Here is a 20,800-nt window from a genome sequence, read left to right as displayed (position 1 = left end):
GTTCACAAACTGCTGACGAAAACCGGGAAATCCTCAAGCACCTTACCCAACGCTCCCCTCGCATAGCCTTCAATGTTGATCTGATTTACGGACTTCCCTTCCAGAGTCTTTTAGAATGGCAAAAAGATCTGGAAGAAGCCCTTGAATTTCACCCGGCTCATCTTTCTATTTACAATCTTACCCTGCATCCGATGGTACCCATAGCCCGTTTTTCCCGTTCTCATCCGGCTGTTTTTCCCGATCCGGAAAGGGAAGCGCTTATGTTCCAGTGGACGATGGACCGCTTGTCCGATGCTGGCTATATCCATTACGAAATTTCGAATTTTGCGTTCCCAGGACATGAGGCACGCCATAATCTGGCCTATTGGCGGAACGACAATACCCTGGGTTTGGGGTTGGGAGCCTGGTCATTTTTAGACGGGGTTCGGGAACGCAATGCAAAGCACTTTTGCCATTATCTGGCAATGATTGAAAACAATCTCAATCCCGCCGTTTTCAGAGAAAGGCTTATGCCGGAACAAGGCGCCCGGGAAACCTTTTTCCTGGCTCTACGAACCAACCGGGGGGCCGATCTCAATCTGATTTTAGAGTCAACAGCCGGAGATCCATCAATTCTTTGGAGGAAGGCTGAAAATCTCCAGTCTGGCGGGTTCATCAACATCGCTGGATCAATGATATTTCTGACCCGAAAAGGGATCCTGGTTGCCAATCAGGTGATTCAAGAATTGATTGATTGAGAAGTGGTTCCTTTCGTCAGGAATTGGCAAGCGAACTATCCTGTTCCACGTTTATTCACCATACAGAACGTGATAGAATACTGGATAGAGCCACCCCATCTAGGATCCTGGCCCAGTGATGGATGAGGAGCCCTTCTCCTCCTTCATTCTTGTATCTTGTGTCGTTCTTCTATAAACGTAAACATGAGTTGACCTGTTGGTGCCCGACGGCAATGAACATAAGATTTGAGGATGGGACGAAATACGTTATGATTTTTACCCGTTGCCCATCACTGATCACCTTCACAGTTTCATTTATATAGGAGAAAGAAAAACAGGCTATTAGGCGGTAGGTCAAACACCAAAACAAAGACCGCATTGCTCCTTTTTAATAGCCTAAATAGCTTAAGCTGCTACCGCCTGTATTTATAAAGGAGGACTTGTATTGACTGTCGAAGAATTAATGTTGACCGAAATTCCCGTTGTCAATGACTTTGATTCAGTCCAGGAAGTCGCTGAGTTTCTCAGTCGGCGAAAGCTCGAGGGAGCGTGTGTCCTCGATCTTGAGCAAAACTTGATTGGGTATTTTTCCCTTAATGAATTTTTTCAGAAACTGGTCTCTGATATCAATGCGAAAAGTTCATCGAAAAGGAATTTTCCAAAACTCCTTATAAAAAAGATTAGGGAAATCGGTGATCAGGAAATATCGGACTATATGACCGAAGACTTCGTATCTCTGACCACCGTTCAGGATGAATATGATCTCTTGGATCTTTTTTTGACGACAAACCAAGAACTCATACCGGTTATGAAGGATAAAAGAGTCGTTGGTATCTTGGGCAAGGCTCGTTTTTTTGAAGCGGTGCTCAAGAGTTGACCCGCCTGCTGTAACCGGATAATGCGTATATCTTTTATATTATATGATGGGAGGCGAGAGGATGGACAAAAAAACGATTCGTGATTTATCTGAACAGGAAATTACCGGAAAGCGAATACTCATGAGAGTGGATTTTAATGTCCCTCTTGACGATGCGAGACGGATCACCGATGACACCAGGATCGTAAAAAGTCTTCCGACGATTTGTTATCTGCTCGACCGTGGAGCCAGGCTTATCCTGGTAACTCACTTGGGACGACCAAAAGGGAAACCGAAAGACGATCTGCGACTTGCTCCGGTAGCCAGCCGACTCGGTGAAATGCTGAACAAAAATGTCCGCAAGGCCGCTGATTGCATCGGTCCATCAGTAGAGGCGATGATCAAGGAATTGGCTGACGGCGACGTCCTCCTTCTGGAAAACATCAGGTTTTATGCCGAAGAAGAAGCCAATGACGAAAACTTCTCCAAAAAGCTGGCTTCGTTGGCCGATCTGTTCGTGAACGACGCTTTTGGTACCGCACACCGGGCTCATGCATCAACGACCGGGGTGGCGAAGTATCTTCCAGCCTATGCCGGCTTCTTAATGGAAAAAGAACTGAAGGGTCTGGGGGACAAATTAAATAATCCCCGCCGTCCCTTCCTGGCGATTCTGGGCGGAGCGAAAGTATCCAGCAAGATCGGAGTGATCCGTAAACTCCTGGAAAAAGTCGATGGTCTTTTGATTGGCGGAGGAATGTCCTATACTTTCATCAAGGCCCAGGGCTATGAAGTGGGGACTTCCCTTCTTGAAGAATCGATGGTTGATGAAGCAAAGGTAATTATCGAGTTGGCCCAGGAAAAGAATGTCGTTTTTTTGCTCCCGGTCGATTTTTTAGTCGCTCCTGAGGGCAAGGAAGATTCTCCCGCCTCTCTGGTTGCCTGGAACCAGATGCCTTCAGATAAAGGAGGGTTCGATATTGGGCCGGAAACCCTGGCTCTTTTTGAGAAGGAAATCGCAAAGGCCGGAACAATATTTTGGAATGGGCCGCTGGGTTTATTCGAAGTCGAAACCTTTTCCAAAGGCACAACAGCGATAGCCAGGATTATTGCCTTATCTTCCGCTGATACCGTTATCGGAGGAGGAGATACGATCGCTGCAATCAAGAAGGCTGGAGTCGAGGAGAAAATTACCCATATTTCAACCGGCGGCGGCGCTTCGCTTGAGTTTGTCGAAGGACGGGTATTGCCCGGCGTGGAAGCCTTGTTGAACAAATAAAATAACTTGCCGGATTGAGATAGCGCTGGGTGAGTATAGCTCACCCAGCTTCCGGTATTATAGAAAACTGACCGGTGCCGGCTTTACTGGACATTATGGCGCATCCAGATCGTTCACGTATCGAGAAGTGTTAGTAAACTGTTCCTGAACCGTACCCAGTGGGTACCCTTCCAAAAGATACGCTGGCATGAGGGACATCTTTTAACTTCGGAAAAACCCCGGTAGACGTAGAGAGGAATATACGGCCGACTGTCGGCGGAGGTTGTAAGTTCCAAAGCCTGGTTACAAACCGGGCATCGAGAAAACCAGGCACGCTTTGTAAGGCCTGTCTTCTTATCGATTTCGGAAAGTTGCTTATTGATCTTTTCCTCTTCTACCAGGATAGCCAAGGCACCGGCTCTTTTTGCCAATAGATGGTCACGGGTCAAGAGAATCCGGCCTTCATAGCGGGCCCAGGCGAGGATGCGGGAGTCATTCAGATGTCCGGCATATGCCGTATCATAACCAAGGATTCTGAGACAACGGGCCAAGCGCCCCAACATGCAGTCCGTAAGAAACTTTCTGCTATCTTCCATGCTTCCATTTTAACCTAAGCGGGGAGTGAGTTGTACTTAAAGTATGGTTCATTTACGACATTGGGAAAAGGAATAAAATGTATTCAGTGACAGTGGGAGGATAGGAATGCCGGAGTCAAAACCACCTTATTTTCTTGGGATCGACGTCGGTACTCAGGGCCTAAGAAGCGGTATTTTCGATATGAGGGGAAACATCGTTGCCTTGTCTTTTTATTCTTATCCCGAATATCACCCTCGTCCGGGCTGGGCGGAGCAGGATCCGGCTGATTGGTGGAAGGCAGCACAGGATACGGTACGTCGTTGTGTGTTCGAAGGAGAGATCAAACCGGAGGATATCGCCGCCCTCAGTATCAGCGCCAGTTCCTGTACAGTGTTGCCTGTTGACCGCTTTGGCAATCCCAAGTATCGGGCCATCCTGTGGATGGATGTCCGGGCATACGAGCAAGCGGAACGGATCAACGCCACCCAGAACCATATCCTTAAATACGCCGGTGGGAATGAATCCCCGGAATGGATGATCCCTAAGGCTCTTTGGCTCAAAGAGAACGTTCCTGACGTTTTCGCGAATTCAGACTATCTGGTTGAGTGCCAGAACTGGGTGGTGTTCAAGCTCACCGACCGATGGGTGACCTCGCTCAACAATGCCATTTGTAAATGGAATTACTGCCTCACTGAAGGAGGTTGGCCGGATTTGTTGTTGCGGGATCTGAATTTTGAAGAGGTGCTGAGTAAGTGGCCCCGGGAACTGGTGCCGGTCGGACAGAAGGTTGGCGAACTGACCAAGCGCTCGGCGTATGAACTGGGCCTAATTCCAGGAATTCCGGTGATCCAGGGGGGAATCGATGCTTATGCGGCCATGGTTGGCCTAGATGTCGTTCATCCCCAGCGCCTGGCCTTGGTCATCGGTTCATCCACCTGTCATATGGCTTTATCTAGTCAACCGATATTCAGTCCGGGCATCTGGGGTCCTTATTATAATGCCGTTCTTCCGGGCCTGTGGATTCTCGAAGGAGGACAAAGTTCAACCGGATCCTTGATTAAGTGGTTTGGAGACAATTTTGCGGCACAGGAATGCCGAGAGTCATACGAAATTGGAGAAAGCCTTTTCGATATTCTGGACAAGGTTGCCGCTCAGGTATCTCCGGGAGCGGATGGCCTGATTCTCCTCGATCACTTCCAGGGGAACCGCAGTCCCTACCAGGACCCTTTGGCCAGGGGTTCTTTTTGGGGCCTGTCCCTCAGCCATACAAAAGCACACATCCTCCGGGCTATCTACGAAGGAACGGCTTACGGTACGTTCCATATCCTGAAAACATTGGCTAAAGATGGTTTCGAAGTGCAGGAGATGTATGCCTCAGGTGGCGGCGCACGCAGTAAGCTGTGGCTCCAAATCCATGCTGATGTGACCAATATTCCCATTAACTTGACCACCGTCGAAGAAGCAAGTACGCTGGGAACCGCTATTTATGCGGCGGTTGGCAGCGGGTTTTACGATACAATCCCGGATGCGACCCTTAGGATGGTCCAGATTTCCGGCCAGGTATATCCAAATAAAGCAAACCATGAATTGTACCGTTTTTTTTATGACAAATATATCCGCAGTTACTTTGCTTTAAAAGAACTCATGCATGAAGTATCGAGTGAATTGGGACACGGGGCAGGAAGAGGTTTTTAAAGGACTCAAAGAGGTAGGCTTTGATTCTTTCGGCTGCCTTTGTTCCCATCAAAAAACCCCGTCGGACACCGTCCGACGGGGTTTTTTGATGGGATTATTCCTTATTCATCAGGATTTTTGCCCGGATAACCAGTTGATCAACGGTAAACCCGAACTGGGACAAGACCGTTGAGCCGGGAGCAGATGCCCCAAACCGGTCGATTGCGACCACATCACCCCTCTCTCCGATGTATTTGTGCCAGCCTAAGCTTGCACCGGCCTCGACGGCCAGCTTGGGTATCGGTCCGGGAGGGAGGACCGAGTCGCGGTATTCGATGGATTGCGCTTCGAAGAGTTCCCAGCTGGGCATATTGACCAGCCGTACGGAAAATCCCTCAGAAGAGAGTTTTTCAAAGGCTTCGAGGGTCGGATGAACTTCCGAGCCGGTCGCCACCAGGATGATATCGGGAGTTTTCGGGCTCGACTCGGTAAGTATATAGGCGCCTTTCTGGAGGCCTTGGGCAGGGGCAAACCGGCTGCGGTCCAGGATTGGAAGATCCTGCCGGGAAAGGATAATTGCTACCGGACCATTCTGGTGCTTCAGGGCCGTCCGCCAGGCCTCTGCGGCTTCGTTGGCATCGGCCGGTCGAATCACGAGAAGATTCGGCACCGACCGGAAAGCGGCCAAATGCTCGATTGGCTGATGAGTGGGTCCGTCTTCGCCCAGACCTACTGAATCGTGGGTAAAAATGTAAACGACGTGACAGCCGGATAGGGCGGCCAAGCGGATAGACGGTTTCATGTAGTCCGAAAAGACGAAGAAGGTGGCCCCGAAAGGGATTAGGCCACCATGCGTGGCTATTCCGTTAAGGATGCCCCCCATTGCGTGTTCTCTGACTCCAAAGGCAATATTGCGTCCTGCATAGTTCAGCGGTCCGGAAACCACGCCCTGCATATTTGCGTGGCATTGCCCCGGCGCCTGGAAACTGCCCTGATCCTTTAAAACAGTATTGGTCGAAGGGTCAAGATCGGCTGATCCTCCCATCAGGGCACTGATCCGTTGCGCGAGTGCGTTCATGACTAACCCGCCGGCTTTGCGAGTCGCCATCCCCTTCGGGTCGGCTGGGAAAACCGGTAAATCTTTTTCCCAACCCTCGGGCAGGCGGTTTTCGATCAATCCCTGTAATTCCTTGCCTTCCGCCGGATAGGCGGAAGTATAACGTTCGAGCATCCGTTTCCATCGCGCCTCTTCAACAGCTCCCTTCTCCCCGCTTTGTTGAAAGTGAGCGGGCACTTCATCAGGAATGAAAAAATCCCGGTCATCAGGCCAACCGAAAAAACGCTTTGTCTCCAGAACTTCTTCGCTTTTCAGAGGTGAACCGTGAACATCAAAGGTATCCTGTTTGGGACTTCCGAACCCGATATGGGTCGTAACCATGATCAAGGAAGGCCGATTCAGTTCTTCTCGGGCTTCAGTAATGGCCCGACTGATCAAATTCAGATCGTTTCCAGCCTCAACTCTGATCACTTGCCATCCATAGGCATTGAAACGCTTGCCGATGTCTTCGGTAAAACACAAAGCCGTCTCTCCGGCAAGGCTGATCGAGTTGTTATCGAAGAGATAAACCAGCTTTCCCAGGCGGAGATGTCCGGCCAGAGAAGCCGCTTCGGCGGTCACTCCCTCCATGAGATCGCCGTCGCTGACGATAGCATAAGTATGGTGATCGATCATCCGGTAATCAGTCCGGTTGAATCGGGCGGCCAAATGCGCTTCAGCAATAGCCATTCCCACACCGGTGACGAAACCTTGGCCGAGTGGACCGGTTGTCGTTTCGATACCGAAATCTATATCGTGTTCCGGATGACCCGGTGTGGCGCTTCCCCATTGCCGGAAGTTTTTGAGTTGGTCCAGCGTCATTTTTTCATAGCCGGATAAATGGAGCAGGCTATAGAGAAGAGCTGAACCATGCCCGGCTGAGAGGATGAAATGGTCACGATCAAACCAACGGGGGTGGCGGGGGTTATACTTGAGATGGTCCCGAAAGAGAACGTAAGCCATCGGCGCAGCGCCCAGGGGCATCCCGGGATGGCCTGATTTAGCCTTCTGGACTGTATCCAGTGCCAACATTCTGAGAGCTGTCACGCATAATTCATCAATTTTCGTGTTCAAGAATCCACCTCCCAATAGAAACGATTCGGTTACGTTGGATTTGCCAAAAAAAACAGTGGAAGCTCAAGAGCCGGCTCTCTGTTATTACGCCGGCTCGGCGGTAAACTCCAGTAAGTCTACGATGGCATAGCGGCTGATTGTCCATACCCCCCCGGTGCGCTCCATGGTTAAAATAGCCTTGATAGTCATGGTGTAACGGATCCCTTCTTCGATCTCCGCGATACGGTGAATAGTTTCCACTTGGGCGGTATCCCCATCAAAAAGAGTTAGGTGGCGGTCTTCCAAACGGAAAAAAGCTATCTCCACTATTTCTAGGTGTTCGGAAATCTGTGCGAGGTATTCTTCGCGGGAATAAACCAGAATCTGGTTATTAATTTCATAGGTATATGGAAAACTATAGTGTCCAAGGATCTCTTCGGGACTCTGCCGGAGAGCCGCATCCTCGAGCGAGTCCAAGGTCCCGTTGATCCGTAGATGGGCCACTCTTTCATTGTGGGGGGTACACCCCACAATGAAGAGGGTGATAAATATAGAGACAACCAGCCACACACCATATTTTTTCATTTTGACTCTCCTCCCGGCAGATAAATTGATTTGCTATGTACTTCACGCTTTATCCTACTGGGAGAATACCATTCTGTAAAGCGCTTCGCTCATTCTTTCTCTGTCGGGCGCAGGAGGCGTCTTCATTCAAATGACGAATCTCACAGAAACCCTTTGACCGCAGGGTTCCCGGTTAACCGTAGAATGCCTGGTGGAATAGATTATCCTTTCCTGCGTTGCTCTGATTATTTTAGTAAATTACAATGAATTGAGTTATACTGGAAAGAACCAAGCTCTGAAACCGGTTGGAATAGTTTGTTGTAAATAAGTTATAACCGTTGCAATGAAATCTCAAAAAGGGAGGAAGAAGCGTGGCCGAATTAGATTCCAAGGAACAAACTTCAACAACAAGCATAAATGATGAGCAAATGGACTCTCTCAGGCTTCTACTTCAGGACTACAAAGGGAAACGGGGTATGCTTATCCAGGCTCTCCATGCGGCTCAAAATATGATCGGCTATCTGCCCCCTTCGATCCTGAAACTGATCTCCCGTGTCCTGGATATCCCGCTGAGCGAAGTGTACGGTGTGGTTACCTTTTATCATTTCTTTTCCATGAGACCACGGGGAAAGCATGTAGTGCAAATTTGCCTTGGGACCGCCTGCTATGTACGAGGTGGTCAGGAAATCCTCAACCGTCTACAGCGAGATCTGGGAATCGATGTCGGAGAGATCACCGAAGACGGGTTGTACTCTATGGAAGTCATGCGTTGTGCCGGAGCCTGCGGGCTTGCCCCGGTGGTGACGGTCGACAACGATGTACACAAGCGCGTCAATCCCGCCCGGATCACTGAGATAGTTAAAAGCTACCAGTGAACCGATGAAAGAACTGGCTCTTCATATCTTGGATATTGCCGAAAATTCAGTCAGGGCACAGGCAAGAACCATCCGAATCACTGTTCGGGAGGACAGCGCTCTTGATCTCCTGGAAATCATCATTCAAGACGATGGGGCGGGTATGGATGAAGAAACGCTCCATGCAGCACGCGATCCGTTTTTCACCGGACAAAACAAGAAAAAAAAGATCGGCATGGGAATTCCTCTCCTTGAACAACTAGCCGAACAGTGCGGAGGCAAGCTGGATATCGTTTCCCGGAAAAACGGCGGGACATCGCTGCGAGCTTCTTTCCTCCGCAGTCATATCGATCTTCCGCCTTATGGAAACATTGCCGATACCCTGGTTGTCTTGTTCGGTTCGCACCCAGAGATCAATTTTGTTTACGAGCACGAAAAGGATGGTTGTGTCTGGTCCTTTAGTAGCCGCGAGCTTCTCAGAGAGATTGGATTACGCCATCCGGGTGAGATCCCGAGAGTGTTGCCGGCCATCCGCGACTGGATTCAATTTCACGAGAGCAATCTGTGGGGAGGAGTGTCGAACATACATGAAGATTCGAAGCCTTGAAGATCTGAAAAAAATCAAAGAAGAAGCGCAAAAACGAATCGCTGTTCGGGAAGGCCATGCGGAATACAAGGTAGTGGTCTGTATGGGTACCTGTGGAATTGCTTCTGGGGCTCGCCAGGTCATGGCCGCTATCCTTGACGAAATCTCCAAGCGGGGGTTGGGGAATGTCGCCGTTTCCCAGGCGGGGTGTGTTGGTTTATGTGATCGCGAACCGCTGGCCAGCGTGGAGAAGGGAAGCGAAAAAGTATTTTATGGTGATTTAAACCCGGAAAAAGCCCGGCAGATTGTCGCCACCCATCTGGTCAACGGCCAGATTCAGGGTGAATGGGTTGTTCATGTTGAACGATAGCACTCAGAATCCGGAGGGATTTGGACATGGCTGATATGGAACGGTGTCAGATACTCCTTTGCGCCGGAGCGGCGTGCATCTCATCCGGTGCTCTGGCTATCAAGGAGTCCCTGCTGAGAGAAATACAAAAAAACGGACTGGAAAACGAAGTACGGTTGGTGGAAACCGGCTGTGTAGGGCCTTGTAATCTGGGACCGCTTGCCGTCATTTATCCGGAAGGGGTCTTCTACCAGAAATTGACCCCCGAAGACTCACCGCAAATCGTGGAGGAACACCTTCTCAAGGGCCGGGTGGTTGAACGGCTTCTCTACCAAGCCCCGGAAGAGGAGAAGCAAAAGTTTTTCAGGGAAATCGATTTTTTTAAAAAGCAGGTAAAAATCACTTTGCGTAACAGTGGATTTATCAATCCGATGAATCTTGAGGAAGCCATCGCTCGGGATGCTTACGCGGCATTGGCCAAAGTCCTTTCGGAGATGACTCCGCATGCAGTCATTGATGAGGTGAAGCGGTCTGGCTTGCGGGGACGGGGCGGCGGCGGATTCCTGACCGGACTGAAATGGGAGTTTACCCAAAAAAGCCTGGATACCCCAAAATACATTATCTGTAACGCCGACGAAGGGGATCCCGGAGCGTTTATGGACCGTTCGATTCTCGAGGGAGACCCGCATTCGGTGCTCGAGGCTATGGCCATTGCCGGGTATGCCGTCGGGGCAACGGAAGGATATGTCTATATCAGAGCCGAATACCCGCTGGCTGTTAACCGTTTGAATCATGCCATTACTCAGGCCAGGGAGTACGGCCTCTTAGGGAAAAACATCATGAATACCGGATTCGATTTCGATATCGAAATTCGAATTGGAGCCGGTGCCTTCGTTTGCGGTGAAGAAACCGCTCTGATCGCCTCGGTGGAAGGCAAGCGGGGCATGCCCCGTCCCAAACCGCCCTTTCCCGCCCAAAGCGGTTTGTGGGACAAACCGACTCTGATAAACAACGTGGAAACCTGGGCCAATATCTCTCCGATCATCCTGAAGGGCGCTGAGTGGTTTGCTGCTTATGGAACCGCAGAGAGCAGGGGAACTAAGGTATTCGCTCTGGCCGGGGATATCACTAACACTGGCCTCGTGGAAATCCCCATGGGAATTTCACTTGGTGAAATCGTCTATGACTTGGGCGGCGGAGTAAGGAATGGAAAGAAACTCAAAGCGGTTCAGATCGGTGGCCCATCGGGAGGTTGTATCCCGGTCGAACATCTGAATGTGAAAATCGATTACGACTCTTTGAAAGAATTAGGCGCGATTATGGGTTCAGGCGGTCTGATCGTCATGGATGAGGATACCTGCATGGTTGACCTCGCGCGCTATTTCCTGGAATTCGTTCAGGATGAGTCCTGTGGGAAATGTACCCCTTGCCGGGTGGGAACCAAGCGGATGCTTGAAATCCTGGAGCGGATCACCCGAGGGGAGGGCCAGGAAAGGGATATCGAAATCTTGGAAGACTTGGCCCATACGATCAAAGTCACCGCTTTATGTGGTCTGGGACAAACCGCACCCAACCCAGTCCTCAGTACTCTGCGCTATTTCCGGGACGAGTACGAATCGCACATTCGGGAAGGGCGCTGTCCGGCAGTGGTTTGTCGGCCACTTTTTGTCTCTCCCTGTCAGCACGCCTGTCCCTTGGGGATCGACATCCCCGGATATATTTCCAGCATTAAAGAAGGCGACTATCCAGAAGCGCTCTCGATCATCCGGGAGGACAACCCTCTCCCTTCTGTCTGCGGACGAGTGTGTCACCGCCCCTGTGAGGCAAAATGCCGCCGAAACCAGATCGATGAAGCAGCGGCGATCGATGATTTGAAGCGTTTTGTGGCTGATTATGCCCGAAGAAACCACCTGACCCTTCCCGTCGTTACCGAGGGACGCCGGGACGCCTCCATTGCGGTAGTCGGTGCTGGTCCAGCCGGTTTGACCTGTGCTTACTACTTGGCTCGGAAAGGGTATGAAATCACCGTGTACGACGAATTTCCCGTGGCCGGTGGTATGTTGGTAGGCGGGATTCCCGCCTACCGGCTTCCCCGGGAAGCCCTCCAATACGATATCAGTCAAATCCGGGCCATGGGTGTCAAATTTCAGATAAATACTGTACTGGGCCGCGACATCACCTTGGAAGAACTCAGGGAAAAGTATGATGCAGTGTTCCTGGGAATTGGCGCCTGGAAAAATTCCCCCTTGGGTATTCCTGGCGAAAATCTGCCAGGGGTCTATCCGGGCCTAGAAATACTGAAAAAAATCAATTTTGGAGAAATCATCGAGGTTCCACGAAAGGTCGTAGTCGTCGGTGGCGGCAACGCTGCGATGGATGCCGCTCGCACCCTTTTACGGATGGGGAGCCAGGAAGTCAGTGTGATATATCGGCGAACCCGTTCGGAAATGCCTGCTATCGAAGAGGAAATTACTGATGCCGAAGAAGAGGGAATCCTGTTCCACTTCCTGACCAGTCCTTTAGAGGTGGTGGGTGATGAAAACGGCCGGGTCCGGGGTGTGCGTCTTCAGCGCATGCGACTCGGTGAGTTCGACCGGAGTGGGCGCCGAAGACCGCAGCCGATTGCTGGAGCAGAAACCTTCCTCGAATGCGACATGGTCGTTCCCGCAGTAGGTCAGGTTCCTAACGTCGAAACCTTCGGTTCTTCTTTGGCCGTCGATCACCGGGGCAGCGTCATTGTCGACCGCTACACATTGTTGACTTCAATTCCTGGAGTCTTTGCCGGCGGCGATATGACCGGTTCTGAAGCGACGGTTGTCCAGGCTATGGCTGCTGGGAAAAAAGCGGCCTATAGCATTCACCAACATTTGAAGGGGGATGAGGAGGAGACGAGGCTTTATCTCGGTCCGAAGCCGGTGAAAATGCTGGAAGAAGAAACGCTGGCCGTTGAAGAAATCGCCCGGATCGTCGCTCCCGAACTGCCGGTTCGGGAGCGAATTTGCAGTTTTGCCGAGGTAAGACTCTGCTTGAATGAAGAGCAGGCCCGCCGAGAGGCGGAACGTTGTCTGCGCTGCGACCTGGAACGGATGATAAAGGAACGACAGAAGGTTGCAGCTGGTGAATTCGACGAGGAGGATAGCGTTTGATGAATCCAGTCAAGATTGAACCCATTGTCTACCAGGAGGTCGATGAAATTATCCGGAAATACACCGATGAAAAAACGCCTCTTCTGGCGATTTTGCAGGATATTTCCCTCAAGTGGGGTTACCTTCCCCGGGATGTCATGGGGTATGTGGCTCAAAAACTGGATATTCCTGCCGCCCGGATTTGGGGGGTGGCAACCTTTTATTCGTTTTTTGAGACCAAGCCAGTGGGAAAATACGTTGTCCGGGTATGTAAAAGCGCCCCCTGTCACGTTCTGGGAGCAACGAACGTGCTTGAGACCCTGGTCCGGGAATTGGGAATCCAAGTCGGAGAAACCAGTAAAGATGGCAAGTTCACTTTGCAAGCGACCAGTTGTCTGGGTGTGTGCGGCGTCTCCCCGGCCATGATGATCAACAACGCAACCTATGGAAATCTCTGTGAAGAACGGATTCGGGAAGTGCTCTCGCAATTTGCATAACGGATACAAAACATTGCGGTTCCGAGCCACCCACCATATGGGAAATGGTCCGTAAACGGATGATGAGTTCTTTTGGAGTGGCCCAACGGCAAAAAGGCAACCCGAGATTACATTGAAAATTCCCGGTCCCGCCGGGTTGGGGGGTATGATATGTTTTATCGTGCACACGTCCTTGTGGAAATGACCAGCAACTCCATTCTGCTGGGAGCGGCCCAAATAAGAGAGCGACTTTCGAGGGAAATCGTTCTGGCTGGTCTGTCGCAGGAAGTCAAGGTTTTAGAAACCGGACCATATGGGGCAAAAGTGCCTTCGCCGTTCGTTGTCGTGTACCCGGAAAACGTAATTTATGCCCCAGTCAGCATAGATGATGTGAAGTGGATTGTGGAAGAGCACCTACTTAAGGGTAGACCGGTCACCTCGCTTATCCATCCGGAGGTCAGGGTCGATTGGGGACTGGCTGGCTTTAGACAACCTTTCCTGTTGTCCAAGGAAAAACGGGTTGTTTTACGTAATTCAGGATTGATTGATCCCGAAAACATCGACGATTCGATTGCCCGGGATGGTTACCAGGCCTTGGCCAAGGCCCTCACGCTTTCCCCACAGGAAATCATCGATCGTATCAAGAAGTCTGGTCTCCAGGGCCGGGGCGGAGCCGGATTTCCCGCCGGTTTGAAGCTCGAATTCACCGCCCAGGCGACTGGTGACGAAAAGTATGTGGTCTGTAACGCCGACGAAGGGGAACCCGGAACCTTCAAGGACCGGTTGATTCTGGAAGGAGATCCCCATTCGATCATCGAGGCCATGGCCATTTCTGCCTATGCCGTAGGAGCCGGGGAAGGTTTTATATATATACGGGCCGAATACCCGCAAAGCATCACGGCGTTGGAAACGGCGATCGGGCAGGCCAATGAGTATGGTTTGCTGGGTGGATCCATTCTCGGAAGTGGTTTTTCCTTTCAATTGAAAATCCGCAAGGGGGCCGGTGCCTATATCTGTGGTGAAGAAACCTCGCTTCTCGAGTCGATCGAGGGCAAGCGGGGCGAGCCGCGGATCAAGCCGCCGTATCCACCGCAAAAAGGGCTTTGGGGGAAACCTACCGCGATCAACAACGTGGAAACGCTGGCTAACATTCCGCCCATCGTACTCAACGGTCCGGAGTGGTTCAAAAATATCGGTACGCCGACCTGCCCGGGGACCAAAGTCTTCACTCTGACCGGCAACGTAAATGCCTTAGGGTTAATCGAAGTTCCGATGGGGACCACGCTGCGGGAGTTGATCTATGAAGTAGGAGGCGGTATCCGCAACGGGAAGGGACTCAAGGTTGTTCAGACCGGCGGCCCAACCGGGGGGACCATGACCCCGGATATGCTCGATGTCCCAATGGCCTTCGACACCCTGCCTAAATACAATTCCGCGCTCGGATCCGGAGCCTTGACGGTTATCGACGATTCCCACTGTATCGTCGATCTGGTCAAGAATTTCTGTGAGTTCTTCCTCCATGAGTCCTGTGGGAAATGCACACCCTGCCGGATTGGGAACAAGCGCATCGTGGAAATCCTGGGCCGAGCCCAAATTGGAAAGGGAAAATCAAACGACCTCATCCAACTTCGCCGGCTCGGTGAAAACATGAAAAAAACTTCTTTCTGTGGGTTAGGCCAAGCTGCTCCTAACCCGCTTCTTAAGTGTCTCGACTATTTCCGTGAGGAGTTTGAAATCCATATCAACCAGCGAATCTGCGAATGCCGGACTTGCAGTATGAAACCAGGAAAGAAAACCTTGGCTTAAACCTACACGATGCTTTATAAACACATGAAAAGGAGTGAAGAGAATGGCTCAAGTTGCCGTTGATATTCATCAGGACAAAATCCAAAAGCTGGTCACGATCATATTGGATGGAGAAGAAGTCCAGGTTCCGGAGGAGGTCACGATTCTCGAGGCGTGCCGGATGAAGGAAATACATATCCCCACCCTGTGTTACATGGAAGGCTTGAGTCCCTATGGCGGTTGCCGTATCTGCGTGGTGGAAGTCAAGGGACAGCCGAATCTCGCCGCTTCCTGTGTGACCCCGGTCCGGTCGGGTATGGAAGTGTTGACGACTTCAAAGGAGGTTCGGGAAGCCCGCCGAGCAAATTTGGAACTACTTTTGTCCAACCACCCTCTTGACTGCCAGCTTTGTGACCGGAACCAGGCTTGTGAACTGCAGACTCTGGCCTATGTGTTTGGGACCCGGGAAATCCGTTTTCAGGGCGAAAAATTACACCACGACGTGGACCTTTCCAGCCCTTCGGTCAAGCGGGACCTGAACCGGTGTATTCTTTGCGGACGCTGTATCCGGACCTGTTCAGAAATTCAAACCGTCTTTGCCATCGATTTCGCCAACCGGGGGTTCGAGTCTTACGTAAGTCCCTCGTTGGGCTTGCCCCTGGGTGAGAGTGTCTGCATCAACTGCGGACAATGCATCCACGCTTGCCCTACCGGCGCCCTGACCGAGGTGGAACATGTGGAACGGGTCTGGGAAGCGATCGATGACCCGGAAAAGATCGTAATCCTGCAAACCGCTCCAGCCATCCGGGTAAGCATCGGCGAGCCCTTCGGGATTCCTCCCGGAAGCATATCCACCGGTAAGATGGTCGCCGGATTCCGGCGACTTGGTTTCGACAAAGTTTTCGACACTAACTTTGCTGCCGATTTAACCATCATCGAAGAAGGGACTGAATTCATCTCCCGCTTGAAAACCGGCGGAAAACTCCCCTTGATCACCTCCTGTAGCCCCGGTTGGATCAAGTTTATGGAACACTTTTATCCGGATTTGGTCGAAAACGTCTCTACTTGCAAGTCCCCTCAACAAATGTTCGGAGCCCTGGCCAAAACCTATTATGCCCAAAAGATCGGGGTAGAAGCCAAAGATATTGTCGTGACCTCCATCATGCCCTGTACGGCAAAGAAATACGAATGCCAGCGGGACGAGATGCAAGCCTCCGGCTACCAGGACGTGAATTATACCTTGACCACCCGGGAAGCCGCCCGGATGCTCCGGGAAAAGGGGATCGACCTCCGGGAAATGCCTGAAGAAAATTTCGATGATCCGCTGGGTATCTCCAGTGGGGCTGCTGCGGTGTTCGGTGCAACTGGCGGAGTGATGGAGGCGGCGCTCCGGTCAGTGTACGAATTGCTCACCGGTGATGCGCTCCCCAAGCTGGACTTCATGGATGTCCGGGGAATGGAAGGCGTCAAGGAAGCACTTGTGGATATGAAGGGGACTCTGGTCCGGGTTGCCGTTGCCCATGGGCTCGGTAACGCCCGAAAGCTTATGGATCTCGTCCGGTCAGGTGAAGTGGAATATCACTTTATCGAAGTGATGGCCTGTCCCGGCGGTTGTATCGGCGGCGGCGGGCAACCGATTCCCACCAACCTCGCTATCCGGATGAAGCGAATTGAGGCTATTTATAACGTCGATCGGGGTCTCGCCATACGAAAATCCCATGAAAACCCGGCCATCAAGACCCTCTACGATGAATTCCTGGGAGAACCCAACGGCGAAAAAGCTCATCATCTCCTGCATACCCACTACACCTGTCGGGAAAAAATGTAGCGATAGACCACCTGCCGAAAAAGCAAGAGACCGATGGCCGCCCCCTGCTTTTTCGATTTAACACTGACCATTTGAAGGGATCCCTCATAACGGTGTACAATACCGCTATGGATACACTCATATTGGCTATCGATCCCGGCCGGGAAAAAATCGGACTGGCGTTGGTTGACTCCCAAGGCCACACGGTTTTTCGCACGATTTCTCGGGAGAAGGATTTCACCAGCCATCTCGTGGAGATTTCCCAACGTAACCCTCGTCTCCATGCAGCGGTGGGGAACAGCACCGGCCGGGAAAAGATTATCAAGGCGTTACGCCACTTACACATTCCCTACACCCTGGTCGATGAGAGGAACAGCTCTCAAGAAGCCAGAACCCTCTTTTTTCGAGAATACCCCCCTCGGGGATTGAAAAAGATTCTTCCCCTGTCATTCCTGTTTCCCAATATCCCTTTCGATGACTTTCAGGCGGTTGTGATCGGCCACCGTTTTCTGGAAGCGGAGCGTTCTCGTTTATCCAGGGAATCAGTGAGTCAGGAGTGAGTTTTTCTAACGGGACCTGCCGGATTAGAGGGGATATGACTGAAAAAAGGAGAAAAACATGGGAAAAAGACGTGAAATAGCAAAAAAAGTATGCGCCGTGGCCCGCCGGGCGATTGAATCGTATTTTGAAAAGGCGGAAGTCGGAACTCTCGCCAAAGAACTTCTTCCACCTTTTTTGAAAGAGCGGGGAGGGGCCTTTGTCTGCTTGAAAAGAAACGGCCAATTACGGGGTTGTATTGGCACGGTCTTTCCTTGTCGTGAATCTCTGATTGAAGAGATTATTCAAAACGCCGTTTCCGCAGCAACTGAGGACCGTCGTTTTCAGCCATTGAGCAAAAGCGAGTTGTCCGCGGTCGCTATTACGGTGGATATCCTTTCGAAATCCGAAACAGTCACCGACCTGAGTACTCTTAATCCTAAAAAATTCGGGGTGATCGTTGGCTGGCAAAGACTCCGGGGAGTACTCTTGCCTGATCTAGAGGGCGTGGATACGGCGGAAGAACAATTGAGTATCGCCCGTCGGAAAGCCGGAATTCCCAGTGGCGTTCCCGTCACTATCAGGCGGTTCACCGTCGATCGCTATCAGGAAGACGATGAAGGAGAAGGGGGAATAGAGTGAAACAAGCAGCATTTTGGAAAACAATCGACTCTGTGACTGTAGAGTGTGAGTTATGTCCGCACCATTGTCTTATTTCAAAGGGAAATAGCGGGTTGTGTCGGGTGAGAAGCAATTGCGATGGAAAACTGGTCGCCCGGACCTATGGGAGGCTGTCTTCGATCGCCGTCGACCCAATTGAAAAAAAACCCTTTTATCATTTCTTCCCCGGCCGTCTCATCCTTTCTTTGGGAAGCGTGGGGTGTAACCTCAGGTGTTTTTTTTGCCAAAACTGGCAAATCTCTCAGGTTTCACCCGACACGCTGTCCTTGGGGGAGATTTCACCGGAACGAGTGGTTAAGGAAGCGGTGCGCGTTGCATCGGTAGGGGTGGCTTTTACCTACAACGAGCCGTTCATCTGTTGGGAATTTGTCCAGGACACCGCCTTAGAAGTCCGCAAACGCAACCTAAAAAATGTTCTGGTAACGAACGGTTATGTCGAAGAGAAGCCTCTTATGCAAATCCTTCCCTTGATCGATGCGATGAATATCGACCTTAAGGCCATGGATGAGGACTTTTACCGAAAACAGTGTAAAGGTTCCCTGGAAGCGGTTCTCAACACCATTACCTGTACCCATCGCCACGGTGTGCACCTCGAATTGACCAATCTCCTGGTTACCGGCCTTAATGACAGCGAAACCCAAGTCGAACGTCTGGTAGACTGGATCGCCAGGCTGGATCCCGGTATCCCTCTTCACCTGTCTCGGTATTTTCCTCATTTTCGCTCTACGGAACTTCCCACCCCCCTTGATAGAATACAAAATGCCTATGTGATCGCCCGGCGGAAGCTCGCTTATGTCTACCTGGGGAACTGTCCGGATGCCGAATCAGCCCATACCCGTTGCCCGGACTGCGGGAAAATAGTCATCGAACGATACGGCTACCAGGTTCGTTCGGTAAACATCAGCGACAACTGCTGCATTCACTGTGAACACCCGATCCCGGTAATATACCAATGAAAAGACTTTTTACTGTTTTACTTAGTATTGTCATTATCGGTATCATTCATTCCGCGTTTTTTTTCCGTTCCCGACACCCCGGGAAGCAGGCTTTTCTTGATTTTAATACTTGGACTGATACCGAGCTGTCCTACCGATGCCGGTCGTTTTTTCCCGAACGGGAAACTCTGACTACCGACCTGAATCGGCGTTGGGATAGTTATAGTCCGGTTAGCCTGGTATCACTTTTGAGCTGGACCAACGAGCCGGTGGTGCTTGATCGGGAAACTTTCGAATTATTCACTCGTTTGGTTCGCTATCATCAGAAGAAAGCGGCAGGTTGTTTTTCGATCAAGGTTGGTTCCCTGGTTATCCGATACTCTCGTTGTTCCTCCGCCAGAAGAAATTGATATACTGGTTGAACTCAACGGGGAAACAGAAATAGAATTATATGAAGCCGATCAGGTTATCCCGTCGGCCCGTCGGATAGGACAGGAAACGGTCGATCTACCGCTTAATTGCAGAAATAAGAGTATATAGTATAATTCCGGACCGGAGGGGTTTATGTCCAGAAAAGCGAAACAATTGCAATGCACTGAAGGCGAGAGAAAATTACTGGAGGAACGGGCGAAGAGCAGGACATTGGAAGCACGATTGGTTTGCCGTGCGAAGATAATTCTGGGGTGCCTTGCCGGCACGCCTGTAGTGGAAATAGCGCGCAGTTTAAACATAAGACCAAATACCGTTATAGATTGGCGGAAGCGTTTTCAGGAATTAGGCATTGCCGGATTGTACGACCTTCCTCGTTCCGGAAAGCCGCCGACATACGGAGACGAGTGTCGCAAGAAAGTATTGGCGACTCTGCAACTGCCACCGCCTGCCGGTCAGGCGGTGTGGGATGCGCCTGCAATATCAAAAAAGATAAACGCCTCAACGGATGCGGTATGGCGTATACTAAGAAAAGAAGGCATTTGCTTAAAACGCCAAAGAAGCTGGTGTGTAAGTACCGACCCTGAGTTTACCGCTAAGGCTGCCGATATTGTCGGGCTCTATTTAAATCCACCGGAGAAGGCCTTGGTCTTATGCGTTGACGAAAAGCCCGGCATTCAGGCGCTGGAACGGGCTGCCGGTTATATCGAAACTGACAATGGAAAGACAGCACGTGGGTATAAAAGCACCTATAAACGCCATGGCACATTGAATCTCTTTGCGGCGTTGCAAGTGGCAACCGGATTTGTTCATACACAGACAACGAAACAAAAAAGACGGCCTGATTTTTTAGAATTTATGGATAAAGTAATGACTGAAATACCGTCAGATAAAGAGGTCCCTGTAATCATGGATAATTACTGCATTCACAAAAAAAATGATACTTGGTTAACTGCTCATCCAAATGTGAGTTTCCATTTTACACCGACATCTGCAAGTTGGCTCAATCAGGTTGAAATATGGTTCAGCATCCTTTCCCGCAAAGCCTTAAGAGGAGCGGGTTTTCAGAACACTGAAGAATTGCGCAAAGCAATTGAAGCTTTTGTTGCTGCATATGGACCTACAGCAAGACCATTTGCATGGCGCAAGAGGGAAGTCAAAGGCAGGCAGCTTAGAAATACTATCGTAAACTTAGGCAATTAAGTACTAGTACAAGGTTTCCATAATAACATCACAATACCACTCACGCACTGGTGATCGTATCCAGCTTGTATGTCCAGCGATAAATCGTGGGCGTACGGTTCAGTTCTTCGAAATACCGGAAGATACGTTCTTTCAGTTCAGCTTTGGAAGTGACCCGGATTCCCCGCAGGAAGCTCTGGGCCATCTTGCCGAAGAAGGATTCAATCAAGTTGAGCCAGGAGCCGTGCTTGGGCGTGAACACAA

20 protein-coding genes are annotated in these 20,800 nt (G+C 50.8%); 16 read left to right on the top strand and 4 right to left on the bottom strand.

The window, feature by feature from the left end:
• From VLH40_09590 to VLH40_09580, 3 genes are all read left to right on the top strand, one after another.
• Positions 1-737 (top strand): hypothetical protein (locus tag VLH40_09590; protein ID HSV32255.1); only part of this gene is annotated, 737 nt, incomplete at its 5' end.
• A gap of 424 nt (positions 738-1,161) precedes the next feature.
• On the top strand, positions 1,162-1,593 hold the full coding sequence (locus tag VLH40_09585; protein HSV32254.1) for a CBS domain-containing protein: 432 nt from the start codon (positions 1,162-1,164) through the stop codon (positions 1,591-1,593).
• A gap of 61 nt (positions 1,594-1,654) precedes the next feature.
• Entirely contained in the window at positions 1,655-2,848 is a 1,194-nt protein-coding gene (locus VLH40_09580) for a phosphoglycerate kinase (protein HSV32253.1), read from the top strand.
• 113 nt (positions 2,849-2,961) lie between these two features.
• Here VLH40_09580 and VLH40_09575 read toward each other — a convergent pair whose 3' ends face one another.
• On the bottom strand, positions 2,962-3,423 hold the full coding sequence (locus tag VLH40_09575; GenBank protein ID HSV32252.1) for a Mut7-C RNAse domain-containing protein: 462 nt from the start codon (positions 3,421-3,423) through the stop codon (positions 2,962-2,964).
• 106 nt (positions 3,424-3,529) lie between these two features.
• On the opposite strand from VLH40_09575, the gene VLH40_09570 reads away from it, so the two are divergent.
• Entirely contained in the window at positions 3,530-5,098 is a 1,569-nt protein-coding gene (locus tag VLH40_09570) for an FGGY-family carbohydrate kinase (protein HSV32251.1), read from the top strand.
• A 94-nt stretch (positions 5,099-5,192) separates the two neighbouring features.
• On the opposite strand, the gene tkt is transcribed toward VLH40_09570, so the two are convergent.
• Complete coding sequence (gene tkt / locus VLH40_09565; GenBank protein ID HSV32250.1) at positions 5,193-7,247, bottom strand: transketolase; 2,055 nt, start codon at positions 7,245-7,247, stop codon at positions 5,193-5,195.
• An 84-nt stretch (positions 7,248-7,331) separates the two neighbouring features.
• Positions 7,332-7,811 (bottom strand): hypothetical protein, encoded by a 480-nt coding sequence (locus VLH40_09560; protein ID HSV32249.1) that lies wholly within the window; start codon positions 7,809-7,811, stop codon positions 7,332-7,334.
• A 350-nt stretch (positions 7,812-8,161) separates the two neighbouring features.
• Between VLH40_09560 and VLH40_09555 the strand changes: the two genes are divergently transcribed.
• From VLH40_09555 to VLH40_09500, 12 genes are all read left to right on the top strand, one after another.
• On the top strand, positions 8,162-8,665 hold the full coding sequence (locus tag VLH40_09555) for an NAD(P)H-dependent oxidoreductase subunit E (GenBank protein HSV32248.1): 504 nt from the start codon (positions 8,162-8,164) through the stop codon (positions 8,663-8,665).
• 4 nt (positions 8,666-8,669) lie between these two features.
• The gene (locus VLH40_09550; GenBank protein HSV32247.1) at positions 8,670-9,251 is read left to right on the top strand and encodes an ATP-binding protein; all 582 of its coding nucleotides are present in this window, start codon (positions 8,670-8,672) and stop codon (positions 9,249-9,251) included.
• On the top strand, positions 9,232-9,600 hold the full coding sequence (locus VLH40_09545; GenBank protein ID HSV32246.1) for a (2Fe-2S) ferredoxin domain-containing protein: 369 nt from the start codon (positions 9,232-9,234) through the stop codon (positions 9,598-9,600). Before VLH40_09550 ends, VLH40_09545 begins: the two co-directional genes overlap by 20 nt.
• Before the next feature lie 26 nt (positions 9,601-9,626).
• On the top strand, positions 9,627-12,725 hold the full coding sequence (gene nuoF / locus VLH40_09540; protein HSV32245.1) for an NADH-quinone oxidoreductase subunit NuoF: 3,099 nt from the start codon (positions 9,627-9,629) through the stop codon (positions 12,723-12,725).
• Positions 12,725-13,201: an NADH-quinone oxidoreductase subunit NuoE gene (gene nuoE, locus VLH40_09535; GenBank protein ID HSV32244.1), complete on the top strand. Its 477-nt coding sequence runs from the start codon at positions 12,725-12,727 to the stop codon at positions 13,199-13,201. The genes nuoF (VLH40_09540) and nuoE overlap by 1 nt, the downstream gene beginning before the upstream one ends.
• Positions 13,202-13,351: 150 nt before the next feature.
• Entirely contained in the window at positions 13,352-14,986 is a 1,635-nt protein-coding gene (gene nuoF / locus VLH40_09530; GenBank protein HSV32243.1) for an NADH-quinone oxidoreductase subunit NuoF, read from the top strand.
• Between the two features lie 43 nt (positions 14,987-15,029).
• Positions 15,030-16,793 (top strand): NADH-dependent [FeFe] hydrogenase, group A6, encoded by a 1,764-nt coding sequence (locus tag VLH40_09525; GenBank protein HSV32242.1) that lies wholly within the window; start codon positions 15,030-15,032, stop codon positions 16,791-16,793.
• Between the two features lie 107 nt (positions 16,794-16,900).
• Positions 16,901-17,332 carry a hypothetical protein gene (locus VLH40_09520; protein ID HSV32241.1) on the top strand — a complete coding sequence of 144 codons (432 nt, stop codon included), beginning with the start codon at positions 16,901-16,903 and terminating at the stop codon, positions 17,330-17,332.
• 58 nt (positions 17,333-17,390) lie between these two features.
• Complete coding sequence (gene amrA, locus VLH40_09515) at positions 17,391-17,951, top strand: AmmeMemoRadiSam system protein A (protein ID HSV32240.1); 561 nt, start codon at positions 17,391-17,393, stop codon at positions 17,949-17,951.
• On the top strand, positions 17,948-18,946 hold the full coding sequence (gene amrS, locus VLH40_09510; protein HSV32239.1) for an AmmeMemoRadiSam system radical SAM enzyme: 999 nt from the start codon (positions 17,948-17,950) through the stop codon (positions 18,944-18,946). Before amrA ends, amrS begins: the two co-directional genes overlap by 4 nt.
• The gene (locus VLH40_09505; GenBank protein ID HSV32238.1) at positions 18,943-19,335 is read left to right on the top strand and encodes a hypothetical protein; all 393 of its coding nucleotides are present in this window, start codon (positions 18,943-18,945) and stop codon (positions 19,333-19,335) included. The genes amrS and VLH40_09505 overlap by 4 nt, the downstream gene beginning before the upstream one ends.
• Positions 19,336-19,489: 154 nt before the next feature.
• Entirely contained in the window at positions 19,490-20,557 is a 1,068-nt protein-coding gene (locus VLH40_09500; protein ID HSV32237.1) for an IS630 family transposase, read from the top strand.
• Positions 20,558-20,597: 40 nt separating this feature from the next.
• On the opposite strand, the gene VLH40_09495 is transcribed toward VLH40_09500, so the two are convergent.
• Positions 20,598-20,800 (bottom strand): IS630 family transposase (locus VLH40_09495; GenBank protein HSV32236.1); only part of this gene is annotated, 203 nt, incomplete at its 5' end.

Source organism: Atribacteraceae bacterium, from assembly GCA_035477455.1.
Lineage (GTDB): Bacteria > Atribacterota > Atribacteria > Atribacterales > Atribacteraceae > DATIKP01.
This window is presented reverse-complemented; position numbering and strand designations above follow the sequence as displayed.

Excerpts from the sequence above, each read along its gene's own strand:
- VLH40_09580 (HSV32253.1), top strand. The coding sequence starts at position 1,655 with ATGGACAAAAAAACGATTCGTGATTTATCTGAACAGGAAATTACCGGA.
- VLH40_09575 (HSV32252.1), bottom strand. The coding sequence starts at position 3,423 with ATGGAAGATAGCAGAAAGTTTCTTACGGACTGCATGTTGGGGCGCTTG.
- VLH40_09570 (HSV32251.1), top strand. The coding sequence starts at position 3,530 with ATGCCGGAGTCAAAACCACCTTATTTTCTTGGGATCGACGTCGGTACT.
- VLH40_09560 (HSV32249.1), bottom strand. The coding sequence starts at position 7,811 with ATGAAAAAATATGGTGTGTGGCTGGTTGTCTCTATATTTATCACCCTC.
- VLH40_09550 (HSV32247.1), top strand. The coding sequence starts at position 8,670 with ATGAAAGAACTGGCTCTTCATATCTTGGATATTGCCGAAAATTCAGTC.
- VLH40_09545 (HSV32246.1), top strand. The coding sequence starts at position 9,232 with ATGAAGATTCGAAGCCTTGAAGATCTGAAAAAAATCAAAGAAGAAGCG.
- nuoF (HSV32245.1), top strand. The coding sequence starts at position 9,627 with ATGGCTGATATGGAACGGTGTCAGATACTCCTTTGCGCCGGAGCGGCG.
- nuoE (HSV32244.1), top strand. The coding sequence starts at position 12,725 with ATGAATCCAGTCAAGATTGAACCCATTGTCTACCAGGAGGTCGATGAA.
- nuoF (HSV32243.1), top strand. The coding sequence starts at position 13,352 with ATGTTTTATCGTGCACACGTCCTTGTGGAAATGACCAGCAACTCCATT.
- VLH40_09525 (HSV32242.1), top strand. The coding sequence starts at position 15,030 with ATGGCTCAAGTTGCCGTTGATATTCATCAGGACAAAATCCAAAAGCTG.
- VLH40_09520 (HSV32241.1), top strand. The coding sequence starts at position 16,901 with ATGGATACACTCATATTGGCTATCGATCCCGGCCGGGAAAAAATCGGA.
- amrA (HSV32240.1), top strand. The coding sequence starts at position 17,391 with ATGGGAAAAAGACGTGAAATAGCAAAAAAAGTATGCGCCGTGGCCCGC.
- VLH40_09505 (HSV32238.1), top strand. The coding sequence starts at position 18,943 with ATGAAAAGACTTTTTACTGTTTTACTTAGTATTGTCATTATCGGTATC.
- VLH40_09500 (HSV32237.1), top strand. The coding sequence starts at position 19,490 with ATGTCCAGAAAAGCGAAACAATTGCAATGCACTGAAGGCGAGAGAAAA.